General features: G+C 75.3%; 10 protein-coding genes. 1 reads left to right on the forward strand and 9 read right to left on the reverse strand.

The window, feature by feature from the left end; translation table 11 throughout:
- The first annotated feature begins 142 nt into the window (after positions 1 to 142).
- Positions 143 to 2,443, forward strand: coding sequence for a molybdopterin-dependent oxidoreductase (locus KPL57_RS52760; protein ID WP_226357930.1), 2,301 nt, complete (start codon positions 143 to 145; stop codon positions 2,441 to 2,443).
- 15 nt (positions 2,444 to 2,458) lie between these two features.
- Here the strand turns inward: KPL57_RS52760 and KPL57_RS52765 are convergent, their stop codons facing one another.
- From KPL57_RS52765 to KPL57_RS52805, 9 genes are all read right to left on the reverse strand, one after another.
- Positions 2,459 to 3,547, reverse strand: coding sequence for an LLM class flavin-dependent oxidoreductase (locus tag KPL57_RS52765; protein ID WP_226357931.1), 1,089 nt, complete (start codon positions 3,545 to 3,547; stop codon positions 2,459 to 2,461).
- Entirely contained in the window at positions 3,544 to 5,205 is a 1,662-nt protein-coding gene (locus KPL57_RS52770) for an ABC transporter ATP-binding protein (protein ID WP_226357932.1), read from the reverse strand. The genes KPL57_RS52765 and KPL57_RS52770 overlap by 4 nt, the downstream gene beginning before the upstream one ends.
- Complete coding sequence (locus KPL57_RS52775) at positions 5,184 to 6,041, reverse strand: ABC transporter permease (RefSeq protein WP_226357933.1); 858 nt, start codon at positions 6,039 to 6,041, stop codon at positions 5,184 to 5,186. Before KPL57_RS52775 ends, KPL57_RS52770 begins: the two co-directional genes overlap by 22 nt.
- Positions 6,038 to 7,003: an ABC transporter permease gene (locus KPL57_RS52780; RefSeq protein WP_226357934.1), complete on the reverse strand. Its 966-nt coding sequence runs from the start codon at positions 7,001 to 7,003 to the stop codon at positions 6,038 to 6,040. The genes KPL57_RS52775 and KPL57_RS52780 overlap by 4 nt, the downstream gene beginning before the upstream one ends.
- A 7-nt stretch (positions 7,004 to 7,010) precedes the next feature.
- Positions 7,011 to 8,654 carry an ABC transporter substrate-binding protein gene (locus KPL57_RS52785; RefSeq protein WP_226357935.1) on the reverse strand — a complete coding sequence of 548 codons (1,644 nt, stop codon included), beginning with the start codon at positions 8,652 to 8,654 and terminating at the stop codon, positions 7,011 to 7,013.
- Positions 8,651 to 9,853 carry an acyl-CoA dehydrogenase family protein gene (locus KPL57_RS52790; protein WP_226357936.1) on the reverse strand — a complete coding sequence of 401 codons (1,203 nt, stop codon included), beginning with the start codon at positions 9,851 to 9,853 and terminating at the stop codon, positions 8,651 to 8,653. Before KPL57_RS52790 ends, KPL57_RS52785 begins: the two co-directional genes overlap by 4 nt.
- Positions 9,850 to 11,079: an LLM class flavin-dependent oxidoreductase gene (locus KPL57_RS52795; RefSeq protein ID WP_226357937.1), complete on the reverse strand. Its 1,230-nt coding sequence runs from the start codon at positions 11,077 to 11,079 to the stop codon at positions 9,850 to 9,852. Before KPL57_RS52795 ends, KPL57_RS52790 begins: the two co-directional genes overlap by 4 nt.
- Before the next feature lie 135 nt (positions 11,080 to 11,214).
- Entirely contained in the window at positions 11,215 to 12,582 is a 1,368-nt protein-coding gene (locus KPL57_RS52800; protein ID WP_226357938.1) for an FAD-binding oxidoreductase, read from the reverse strand.
- Between the two features lie 149 nt (positions 12,583 to 12,731).
- Complete coding sequence (locus KPL57_RS52805; RefSeq protein WP_226357939.1) at positions 12,732 to 12,875, reverse strand: hypothetical protein; 144 nt, start codon at positions 12,873 to 12,875, stop codon at positions 12,732 to 12,734.
- Positions 12,876 to 12,925: the final 50 nt, after the last annotated feature.

The raw sequence follows: 12,925 nt of genomic DNA on the forward strand, positions 1-12,925 counted from the left end.
CCGGTCTCGACACCGGCCCACCCTAGTGCCCCGACGGCGGGCGGCCCCCGCACCGCGACCGGGACCGATCACGGGAGACGATCGACGCCGATGGCGGATCGTCGTTGGACACCGCCGCCCCCGGACGCCTTGACTCGCGAACGTGGCCGCCCCCGCTCCCCCGCCCTCCGCCCGCCACCACAGCTCGCACTGGGGGTCGTTCCGGGCGGTGCCGTCGGGGACGGGGCTCGCCGTGTTCCCCCGGCCCGGCGACCCCGACCCGTCGCCGTTGCTCGGCAACGTCGCCTCCGCCGTCGACCACCCGGCGCGGGTGCGGCGGCCTGCGGTGCGGCTCGGGTGGTGGACCGACGGCCCCGGCCCGGACGCGCGGCGCGGCGCCGACCGCTGGGTCGAGGTCGGCTGGGACGAGGTGCTCGACCGGCTCGCCGCCGAGCTGGTCAGGGTCCGTGACACGCACGGCCCGCAGGCCGTCTACGGCGGCAGCTACGGCTGGGCCAGCGCGGGCCGTTTCCACCACGCGCAGAGCCAGGTGCACCGCTTCCTCGACGTGGCGCTCGGCGGGTACGTGCGCTCGGTCGGCACCTACAGCGCGGCCGCCGCGGAGACGGTGCTGCGCCACGTGCTGGGACCCACCGACGTCGTCTCCAAGGGCCCGGTGACCTGGGACCAGGTGGCCACGCACACCGACACGGTGCTCGCCTTCGGCGGGATGAACCTGAAGAACTCCACGGTCGGGGCGGGCGGGATCAGCGCGCACGTGGAGCGCGACGCGCTGGCCGCGGCGGCCGCGCGCGGCGCGCACCTGGTGAACATCGGGCCGCTGCGCTCGGACCTGCCGCCCGAGGCGCGACCGCGGTGGCTGTCGCTGCCACCGGGCACCGACACCGCGCTGATGCTCGGGCTCCTGCACACCCTGCTCGACGAGGACCGGCACGACCGGGCGTTCCTGGACCGGTACTGCGTCGGCTGGGACCGGGTCGCCGGATACCTGCTCGGCCGCGACGACGGCGTCGTCAAGAGCGCGGTGTGGGCGTCGGGGATCACCGGGGTGGCGGCCGGGGAGATCCGCGACCTCGCGCGGCGCGCGGCGGCCGGACGGACGCTGGTCACCGTCGCGCAGTCGCTGCAGCGCGCCGAGTTCGGCGAGCAGCCGGTGTGGGCGGGCGTCGTGCTCGCCGCGGCACTGGGTCGGATCGGGCTGCCGGGCGCCGGGTTCTGCTACGGGCTGGGCTCGATCGGGCACTACGGCAGGCCGCGGGTCGACGTCGCGGTCGGGGCGCTGCCCCAGGGCGTGAACGGCGTCGACGCGGCGATCCCGGTCGCCCGGGTCGCGGACATGCTGCTGCATCCGGGCGAGCTCTACGACCACGACGGCCGCCGCGCCCGTTACCCGCACGTCCGGCTCGCGTACTGGGCGGGCGGCAACCCGTTCCACCACCACCAGGACCTCGGGCGGCTGCGTCGCGCCCTCGCCCGGCTCGACACCTTCGTCGTGCACGAACCGGCGTGGACCGCGACCGCCCGGCACGCCGACGTCGTGCTCCCCACGACCTGGACGATCGAGCGCGACGACATCGGCGCGAGCCGCCACGACCCGGTGATGACCGCGATGCACCGGCTCGCCGACCCGCCCGGCGAGGCCCGCGACGACCACGCGATCCTCTCGGCGCTCGCGGACCGGCTCGGAGCGGGCGCGGCGTTCACCGGTGGCCGCGACGTCGACGGCTGGCTCGCCCACCTCTACGAGGTGACCCGCGCCGACCTGGCGGCCCGCGGTCTGCCCGCACCGTCCTACGCCGGATTCCGCGCCGCCGGGGAGCTCACGCTGCCGACCCGCCCCGACGACGGCGGCGTGCTCGCCGCGTTCCGCGCCGACCCCGACCGGCATCCGCTGCCGACACCGTCGGGCCGGATCGAGCTGCACTCCGCGACCGTCGCCGCGTTCGGCTACGCCGACGCCCCTGGCCACCCGGTGTGGCGGGCGCCGACCGACGCGCCGACCGCGCGGCACCCGCTGTGGCTGGTGGCGAACCAGCCGGCGACCCGACTGCACTCCCAGCTCGACTTCGGCGCGCACAGCGCCGCCCACAAGGTCGACGGCCGGGAGGTCGCGGCGGTGCACCCGGACGACGCCGCGGCCCGCGGCATCGCCGACGGCGACCTGGTCCGGCTGCACAACGACCGCGGCGCCTGCCTGGCGGCGGCCCGGGTCACCGACGACGTCCGGGCCGGGGTGGTGCAGCTGCCGACCGGGGCCTGGTTCGACCCGCTGGACCCGACGGCGGAGCGGCCGCTCTGCGTGCACGGCAACCCGAACGTGCTGACCCGCGACGTCGGCACCTCACCGCTGGCCCAGGGCTGCACCGGCCAGCACACGGCCGTCGAGCTGACCCGCCACGACGGGCCGGTGCGCCCGGTGGGGGTGCACCGGCCCCCGGTGTGAGCCGGCCGCGCAGGGTCAGGCGGGTGACCAGCCCCAGGCCGGCGCGACGGCGGCGAGGTCGGTGAGCAGCCGGACGTTCGCCTCCGGCCCGAAGCCCGGCGGCAGGAACAGCACGACCTCGTCGGCGGCGGCGATCCCCGGGTCGGCGAGCACCGAGGCGGCGACCTCGTCGGGGGTGCCGTGGTGCACCGGGCTGATCCGCTGCCCGGCCGGGAGCCGCGGGCCGACCACCGGTTCCAGGGCGCCGTGCGGGCGCGAGGCCGCCATCCCCTCGGTGCGGCGCTGGTGGTCGTAGGCGGCGTAGGTCGCGCGCAGCGCCGCGGTGGTGCCGGGCAGGATCGACGCGGCGACGGCCACCGGCGGCGGGGGGCTGCCGTGCACGTCATGCCAGGTGTCGCGGTAGGCCGCGACCACCCGGGCCTGGTACTGCGCGAAGGTCTCCCCGTCGGCGAGCCCGTGCAGCACGGTCCCGGTGATCAGACCGAGCCCGAGGCGGGCGGCCCGCCGTGCGGAGTCGGTGCTCGCCGCGCCGATCCGCAGCCGGGCGCGCAGTCCGAGGCTGTGCGGGGTGACCCGGATCGGGGTACCGACCGGGGCGCCCTGCCCCGGCCCGTCGACGACGTGCAGCGGCTCGCCGGACACCCCGGCGAGGAACCGGTCCAGCCGGCGCAGCGCCTCGGTACGCGGGTCGGTGTCGACGCCGCCGAACACCGCGTCCCACGGCGCCTGCGCCCCGGTCGCGAGCGCCAGCTCCAGGCGGCCGCCGACGAGCAGGTCGGTGGTCGCCGCGGCCTCGGCGAGCAGCACCGGGTCCTGGTAGCGCATCGGGAGCACCGCGGAGCCGAGGCGGATCCGCGCGGTGTGCTGCCCGACGGCGGCGAAGAACGGCAGCGGCGAGGACAGGTAGTGGTCGAAGTGGCGCTGGTAGGCCCATCCGGTGTCGTAGCCGAGGTCCTCGGCGGCCTGGTAGAGGGCGACGCCGTCGGCGAGCCCGGCGGCCGGACCGCGGTCGTCGGACCAGGAGACCCGGGTGTTGAAGCCGAGCGCGGTGACCGGGCGGGGCCCGCCGGCCGGAGCGGTGGACGCCGTGGCCGGGGCGCTCACGCGGCGGCCCTCGTGGAGCCGGGCAGCGAGGCGAGCAGCGTACGGGTGTACTCCTCGCGCGGGCAGTCGAAGATCGACGCGACCGGCCCGGACTCCACGACCCGCCCGGCCCGCAGCACGGACACGGTGTGCGCGAGCTGGCGGACCAGGGAGAGGTCGTGCGAGACGAACACGTAGGTCAGCCCCAGCTCCGCCTGCAGCCGCAGCAGGGTCTCCACGATGCCGGCCTGCACCGTCACGTCGAGCGCCGAGGTCGGCTCGTCGAGCACGATCACGTCCGGTCGCAGCACCAGTGCGCGGGCGAGCGCGACCCGCTGGCGCTGGCCGCCCGACAGCGCCGCCGGGCGTCGGTCGAGGAGCTCCTCGGCCAGCCCGACCGAGGCGACGGCGGCCCGTACCAGTGCGGCCCGCTCGCCGCGGTCGCCGACCCGGAACCGGTCCAGCGGCTCACGGACCAGCCGTCCGACCTTCCAGCGCGGGTCCAGCGAGGTGAACGGGTTCTGGTAGACGAGCTGCAGGTGGCGGCGGATGTCGCGCAGCTCGGCACGCGACCGGCCACGCAGCTCCCGGCCGGCGACGACGATCCGTCCGGCGTCGGGGCGCTCCAGACCGAGCAGCATCCGGACCGCGGTCGTCTTGCCCGACCCGGACTCGCCGACCAGCGCGTGCGTGGTGCCCGACGGCACGCGGAACGACACGTCGTCGGCGGCGACGACACCACCGGAGAAGGTCTTCGCGACGCCGTCGAGCTCGATCCGCGCCTCCGCGCCGGACCGCGCCTGCCCGACGGCGCGCAGCGCGGCCCAGCGGTCCGGGTTCAGCGCGGGCACGTCGGCGTGCAGCCTGCGCGCGTACTCCGACGCCGGGTGCTGCGACACCTGCCGGGTCGGTCCGGTCTCCTGGACGGTGCCGTCCCGGAGCACGAGCAGGTCGTCGGCCCGCTCCGCGGCGACGGCCAGGTCGTGGGTGATCAGCAGCAGCCCGATGCCGAGCTCGGTGCGCAGCCCGGTCAGCAGGTCCAGGATCCGGCGCTGCACGGTCACGTCGAGCGCCGAGGTCGGCTCGTCGGCGACCAGCAGCGACGGCCGTGGCAGCACCGCGAGCCCGATCAGGACGCGTTGCAGCATCCCGCCGGAGAGCTGGTGCGGGTAGGCACCGTAGACCCGGACCGGGTCGGGCAGCCCGACCCGCTCCAGGGTGTCGAGGACCAGGGCGCGCCGGTCCACCGCGTCGACGCCCGCGACGAGCGAGGCCGCCTCCAGCGCCTGCGACCCGATGGTGCGGACCGGGTTCAACGAGCTGGAAGGGTCCTGCGGGACGAACCCGAGGGTGCGTCCGCGCAGCGGCCGGAACGCGCGCTCGGACAGACCCAGCACCTCGCGGCCGTCGACCTCCACCCGGCCCGTGGCCCGCCCACCTCTGGGCAGCAGCCGCAGCAGTGAGCGGGCGATCGTGGACTTGCCCGACCCGGACTCGCCGATCACCGCGAGCGCACCGCCCGCGGCCAGGGACAGGTCCACACCGGACACGACGCGGCGGTGGCCGTAGTGCACGGTCAGGTCCGACACGCGCAGCAGCGGCGCGACGGGCCGGCCCGCGGGCTCCGCGGCGATGGCGGGGTCGAGGACGGTGCCGGTCAGTCGGTCGTGCGGAGCCATCGGCTGATCCTGTTCACGGAGAGGACGGTGACGATCGTGACGAGTGCCGGCGCCCAGACGAGCCAGGGCGCCAGCGGGTAGTCCTTGCCGGTCGCGACGAGCAGCCCCCAGTCCGAGGCGGGCGGCGGGTCGCCGTAGCCGAGGAACGCGAGGCTGGCGATGACCAGCACGGACAGCCCGAACTGCAGGACGGCGAGCTGCAGCACCGAGCGCGAGGCATTGGGCAGGACGTGGCGCAACAGCACGTGCCACCGGGATCCGCCGAGCAGCAGCGCGGCCTCGACGTAGACGGCCGAGCGGGTCTTGAGCACCTCCGAGCGCATCACCCTGGCGAACACCGCGACCGCGGAGATGCCGGTGGCGACGGCGGCGTTGATGGTCTGGAAGCCGAGCGCGCTGACGATCACCACCGCCAGCAGGAAGCCGGGGATGGCGAGCAGGACGTCGACGAGACGGGCGAGCACGACGTCGACGACGCCGCCGAGGAACCCGGCGAGCAGCCCGATCGTGCCGCCCACCAGGACGCCGATCGCGACCGCGACGAGCGCGCTGGTCACCGAGGACGCGGTGCCGTGCACGATCCGGGCGAACACGTCGCGCCCCAGCTGGTCGGTGCCGAGCAGGTGCCCGGCGCCGGGCGGGCGGAACAGCTCCGACGGGATCCCGTCGACCGGGTCCTGGCCGGTGAACAGCCCCGGCGCGACCGCCCAGGCCAGCACCAGCGCGACGACGACGAACGAGACCAGCACCGTCGGCGGCGGCCGGCGGCGGGTTCCTCCGGCGCGGGCGCCCGGGTCGGGCGTCCCGCCGGCGCGGGTGACGGCGGAGACGGTCATGCGGCCACTCCTGTTTCCTGCCGGGTCACCGGACGCACCCGCGGGTCGAGCAGCGGGTACACCAGGTCGGCCACGAGGTTGACGACGACGAACACGACGGCGGCGAGGGTGACCACCGCCTGTAGCACGGGCAGGTCCTGCATCGCGACCGAGCGTTCGACCAGGCTGCCGAGCCCGGTCCGCCCGAAGACCGCCTCGACGATCACGGCGCCGCCGAGGACCTCCCCGACCATCAGCGCGAACACCGTCACCACCGGCAGCGACGAAGGCCGGAGCAGGTGCCGCAGCAGCAGCCGGCCCCGGGTGAGCCCCCGCGAGCGGGCCACCGCGACGTACTCCTGGTCGGCCTCGTGGTCGAGGTTGGCGATGAGCACCTCGGCGATCTGGGCGGACACCCAGATCCCCAGGGTGAGCGCCGCGAAGAAGGTCGCGACGGCGGAGTCGGCGTCGATCGCCCGGAACCAGCCGAGCCGGAAGGAGAACAGCTGGATCAGCAGCAGCCCGGCCAGGAAGGTCGGCGCCGACAGCGACAGCGCGGGCACCGACCGCAGGATCGAGCTGTACGGGGCGGGCAGCCGGTGCACGCCGAACGCGACGCCGAAGGCGATCACGACCGCGATCGTCAGCGCCGACGCGGCGAGCGCGAGGGTGGAGGGCAGCGCCTCGGCCACCATCCCGGACACCGGGAGGTTCGACCGGAGCGACAGGCCGAGGTCGCCGACCACGAACCGGGACGCCGCCTCCCACAGCTGGACGGGGATCGGACGGTCGAGGCCGTAGTAGGCCACGATCCGCGCGATCTCCTCCTCGGTGAACCCGTTCTCGGGGTTGCGCAGCGTCGTCGTGACCGGGTCGCCCGGCAGGACGCTGATCACGACGAAGGTGAACACGTAGGCGAGGGCCACCACGACGAGCGACTGCCCGGCGCGGCGCAGCGCGTAGGTGACGTAGTCCCGGTTCATCGCGCGGTCAGTCCTGCAGCCAGGCGGTGTAGTAGTTGGCGTAGGCGACGCCGTTGTAGGTCACGCCCTGCACCCGCGGGGACTGCGCGTAGATGCGCTGCACGATCTGGGTGACCGGTACGAAGTAGCCCTGGTCGAGGACGTGGGCCTGCAGCTCGTCGAGGAGCTTGTCGCGCGCGGCGGGGTCCTTCGCCCCGGCGATGCCGTCGGCGAGCCGGTCGAGCTCCTGGTCGCTGCGGCCGAGGCCGAACCAGTTCTCGCCCTTGTTCGCGTCGGTGAGCACGCCGGAGACGGTGCCGGCGTCGATGAAGCTGCGGGTGACCTCGTAGGCGGGCACCGTGGGACTCCCGACGACGACCTTCTGGGTGTAGTTGACGACGTCGAGCGCCTGGATCGGTGCCTCGATCCCGACCTTGCGCAGCTGCTGGGCGATCAGCTCGTCGATCGCCCGGGAGGTGGCGAGGTAGGGGTTCGGGTGCAGGGTGACCGAGAGCCGCTTCCCGTCCTTGACGCGGATCCCGTCGGGACCGGCGACCCAGCTGGCCTGGTCGAGCAGCGTGGCGGCCTTCGCCGCGTCGAAGGCGAACGACGACGAGTGGTCGGTGGCGCCGGGGACGTTGCTCTGGATGAACGACTCGGCCTTCTGCCAGTCCGGGGTGTAGACGGTCGCGATGATCTCGTCGCGGTCGATGGCGTGCTGCACGGCCTGCCGGACGCGGACGTCGTCGAACGGGGCCACCGTCGTGTTCAGCGCGAAGCCGTTGACGAAACCGAGGTAGCGCGGGGTGGCGGTGGTCAGTCCCTGCGCCTTGAGGGTCTCCAGCTCCTTGGGCGAGGGGTTGTAGGCGACGTCGGCCTGTCCGGACTGCACCGAGGAGGTGCGGACCTGCTGCTCGGAGACGACCTTGTAGGTCAGCGAGTCGATCCGGGCCGGGCCCTGGTGGTCCAGCGCGGCGGGCGCCCAGTCGTAGTCGGGGCGCTTGCGGAGCACGACGTTGTCGTCGTCCTTCCAGGACTCGACGACGTAGGGGCCGGAGCCGACGTCCCGGGACAGGTCGGCCTGCTGCGCGGCAGGCAGTGCGAGCGTCTTCGGCGAGATCAGGATCGAGCCGTGGTAGCCCAGGGTCGGGATGAAGCCCAGGGTCGGCGAGCGGAAGGTGACCTGCACCGTCGTGGGGTCGACCGCGCGGGCCGCCTGGTAGGTCTTCGGGAACAGCCCGATCGGCTTGATGCCGTCGTCGGGGCGGCCCTTGGCCCAGATGTCGAGGTTCGCGACGACCGCGGCGGCGTCGACCGGGGACCCGTCGGAGAAGGTGACGCCGGGGCGCAGCTTCAGGGTGAACCGGGTGGCGTCGGCGTTCTGCTGCCAGCTCTGCGCGACCCAGGGCGACACGGCGCCCTTCTCGTCGACGTAGACGAGCTTGTCGGTGACATGGCCCCAGACGTGCCCCTGGAAGCTGGAGATCGAGCTGTTGTTCGGGATCCAGGTGTCGCCGAGGGAGTCGATGAGGAAGGTCAGGTCGCCGCCGTCGGTGGGGGCGCCGGCGGCGGTGTTCTGCACCGCTCCGGTGCCGCAGGCCGATGCGAGGACGGCGGCGGCGAGGACACCGGCGGCGGCACGGAGCACGGACCGGCGGGAGGGGGTGGTCATCGGGGGTTCTCTTCCTGCGGGGTGGGGCGGGACAGGAGGCGGCGGCCGGCGTCGAGGAACGCGGCGTCCGCCTGCGGCGGGTGGACCCGCACGCAGAGCACGTCCCGCAGGTGCCGTTCGAACGGCAGGTGTCGGGTGAGCGCGGGGTTGCCCAGCGCGGCGACGGCGGTCTCGACCGCTGTGATCGCCGAGCGGGCGATCTGCACCTTCAGCAGCGACAGCTGCGGCAGGTGAGAGGTGTCTCCGGCATCGACGCGGAGCAGGGCGCCGAACAGCAGCGTCTCGGCCTGCGCGACGTGGGCGTCGATCTCACCGGCGACGGTGCGGATGCGGTCGGTCTCGGCGATCGGGCGCCCGAGTGCCGTGGGGACCCGTTCGCGGGCGTAGCGGACGAACGCGGCCCGGGCGGCGCGGGCGACACCGACGTAGAGCGCGGGATGGCCGAGGCTCGCCGGGCCGGCGACGGCGGCCGGGTCGCGGTACACGCCGTCGTCGCCACGCGGGATCTCGACGAACGCGTCGGGCGGGAGCGCGACGTCGTCGTAGACCACGTCGTGGGTGTTGGAGGCGCGCAGCCCCAGGTGGTCCCAGGTGTCGACCCAGCTGATGCCGGGTGCGTCGGCGGGCACGAGCAGGTGCCCGACGCGGGGCTCCTCGTCGTCGGTGACCGCCCACACCACGTGGTGGGCCAGTGCGGTGCCGCCGGTGGCGTAGGCCTTGCGGCCGGACAGCGACCAGCCGTCGCCGGTGCGGCGGGCGACGGTGGCGGGCAGTCCGCCGCGGGCGGGGGCGCCCAGCTCGGGCTCGGCGCGTACCGCGTTGAGCAGGGTCGGCTCGTGCACCGAGCGGCGCAGGATCCGCGCGTAGGTGGCCTCCGGCCAGGTCGCCGCGGCGGCCTGGCCCTGGTGCACGTTCAGGGTGTTGGCGGTGATCAGGGCGACCGACGGGTCGCCCTCGCCGAGGGCGACGAGGATGCGGGCGGCGTCGAGCAGCGAGGCCCCGGGGCCGCCGTAGCGGGTCGCGACGGTGGCGGTGAGCAGCCCGGCCCGGTGCACGGCGGCGATCCCGGCCTCGGGGACCGCGCCGCTGCGGTCGTAGGTCCCGGCGGTGGCGGCGAGCTCGGCGGTCACCGCGGCGAGCGCGGCGTCGGACAGGTCCGGGACCGGGAGCGCCACGGTCCGCTCGTCGAGCGCGGTCACCGGGCACCGGCCAGCGCGTCGGCGTCGAAGCCGGGGGCGAACGCGCCCGGGTGGTCGGCCTGCAGGGTGCCGCGGCGCCCGGTGGCCTCCCGGTGCGCGAGCTCCTGGCGGACGAGGGGCAGCACCCGGCGGCCGTAGTCGGCGGCGTCGGCGAGGGTGTCGTAGCCGCGGATGGACACCAGGTCGGCGCCCAGGTCGATGTAGTCGACGATCGCCGCGGCGACGGTCTCCGGGGTGCCGACCAGCGCGGTCGAGGCGCCGCCCGCGTTGGTGACGGCGGCGGTGCGCGTCCACAGAGCGCGGTCGTAGACCTCGGCGCGCGCGGCGAACTCCAGTGCCCGCTGCGAGCCGACGTTCTGCGGGGTGCCGGTGGAGCGGTGCTTGGTGGCGCCGCGGCGGAAGCTCGCGCCGATCGTGTCGGCGTAGGTGTAGGCCTTGCGCCAGGCCAGCTCGTCGGTGCGGTCGACGATCGGGCGGAACGTCACCCAGATCCGGGGACGCGGCCTGCCGGCGGCGTCGGCGATGGCGTGCACCCGGGCGATCTGGGCGCGGATGTCGGCGAGCGGCTCGCCCCAGAAGCTGAACACGTCGGCCTGCCGGCCGCCGATCTCGAACGCCTCGTCGGACTGGCCGCCGATGGAGATCGGGATGGTGTCGCCGTGGGGCGCGAAGCCGGGGCCGAAGTCGTCGAAGCGGTAGAACTCGCCGTCGTGGCCGAACGCCCCGGTCTCGGTCCAGGCGCGGCGCAGCAGCGTGATGAACTCGCTGGTGCGGGCGTAGCGGCGGTCCTTGGGCAGGTAGTCGCCCTGGCGGGCCTGCTCGGCGTCGTTGCCGCCGGAGATGAGGTGGACGACGGCGCGGCCCTCGGTCAGCTGGTCGAGCGTCGCGAGTTGCTGGGCCACCACCAGCGGGAACGCGGTGTTCGGCCGGACCGCGACGATGGGGCGCAGCCGCTCGGTGAGCTGCCCGACCGCGGAGGCCACGACGAAGGAGTCCGCGGTGTTCGAGCCGTAGGGCAGCAGCGTGTAGTCGTAGCCGGACTCCTCCAGGGTGCGCACGTAGCGCCGGAAGTAGGGCAGGTCGATGCCGCGGGTGGGCAGCGGGGCCAGCTCGGTGGAGGGGTTCAGGTGCGACAGCGAGATGAACTCGACGCGGCGTGCGGCCGTCACGGGAACGGTGTCGGAGGGGGCGGCATCGGTCGGGGCGGTCGCGGGCGTGTCGGGCACGGGTGTCTCCTCGGTGCGGGTACGGGCGGGCGGCCGGGCGCGGCGGTGCGGCACGTCCGGTACGGGTGGTGCGGTAGGGGCGGCGCAGTGAGGGTGGCGCGGTGGGCCGGCGCGGAGCGCGCGGCGGCCTGCCGGTCAGAGGGCCTTGCCGGGGTTGAGCACACCGCGGGGGTCGAACACCGACCGCAGCTGCTGTTGCAGGTCGAGGAGGTCGTCGCCGAGCTCGTCGCGCAGCCAGCGGCGCTTGAGCAGGCCGACGCCGTGCTCGCCGGTGAGGGTGCCCCCGAGGCGCAGCGCGGTCGTGAACACCTCCCCGGCGACGTCCCACACCTGCTCGTCGAGGCCGCGGCCCGGCTCGAGCACGAGGATCGGGTGCAGGTTGCCGTCGGCGGCGTGCGCCATCGTCGCGATCCGGATCCCGCTGCGGGCCGAGATCGCGGCGACCGCGGTGACCGCCTCGGCGAGCCGGGACCGCGGCACGGCGACGTCCTCGACCAGGACCCGGCCCAGCCGTTCCAGGGCGGGCAGCGCGGCGCGCCGGGTGGCGAGCAGGGTCCGCGCCCCGACGTCGTCGGTGGCGATGTCGACCCGCGACGCGAGCGGCTCGACCACGGCGCGCACCGCGTCGATCTCGACCGAGGCGCCGAACCCGTCGGTCTGGACCAGCAGGAACGCCGTGCCGTGCGACGCGGCACCGCCGGCCGCGGCGACCGCGTCCAGGCAGGCCGTGTCGAGCAGCTCGGCGACGGCGGGCTGCAGCCGGGCCGCGGTGATCGCCGCGGCCGCGGCGGCGGCGCCGGCCACGTCGTCGAACCAGGCGGCCAGGGTCGCGGTCGCGACCGGGACCGGTCGCAGCCGGACGGTCGCGCCGACGACCACCCCGAGGGTTCCCTCGGACCCGACGAACAGCCCGGTCAGGTCGTAGCCGGCGACGCCCTTGACGGTGCGCCGCCCGGTCGCGACCCGGCGGCCGTCGGCGAGGACGACGTCCAGGCCGAGCACGGCCTCGCGGGTGACGCCGTACTTGGCACAGCGCAGCCCGCCCGCGTTGGTGGCGATGTTCCCGCCGATCGTGGAGATCGCCGCGCTCGCCGGGTCCGGGGCGTAGCGCAGGCCGTGCGCGGCGGCCGCGGCGTCCAGGTCGGCGGTGAGCACCCCGGCCTCGACGACGGCGAGCTCGTCGACCGGGGAGATCTCCAGGATGCGGTCGAGCCCGCTCACGTCGAGCACGACACTGCCGGCTCCGGCGACCGCTCCCCCGGACAGTCCCGTCCCGGCCCCGCGGACGACGACCGGGGTGCCGGTGGCGTGGGCGTGGGAGAGCAGCTCGGTGACGTCGTCGACCGAGCGGGCGACGACGACGGCGTCCGGGACCGAGCCGGGGTCGAACCCCGAGCGGTCGAGCCGGGCGGCGGCGCGGACGGCCGGGTCGGTGCTCCAGCCCGGCAGGGCGGACGGGTCGGTACGGGAACGGGTCACGGTGCTGGTCGCACGGCTGGGCACAGGAGGTCTGCTTCCGGTTCGGCACCCCGCCGTCGGGAGGGCGGCACGGCGGGGCGGACCCGCCGTGGGCGGCGGGCCGGGAGGGCTGCGTGCCCGGGGGCACGCGGGGACCGGAGGAGAGACCCGGGGGCGGCGCTGCGGGCCGGGTCTCAGCAGGCCCGACAGCCTGCGGAGAAGACGGTGCCGTGGTCGATCACGCGGCGCCGGGTGAACCCGGTCGGCGCGGGCACCGGGCACGACCGGGCCGGACGGCGGCGCGGCGCCGCGGGTCCGGTCGAGATCGTCGTGTCCACACCGAGGAGTGAATCCCGGACCAGCGGTCCGGGTCCAGCGACGATTCGGG

The organism is Pseudonocardia sp. ICBG601, assembly GCF_020496245.1.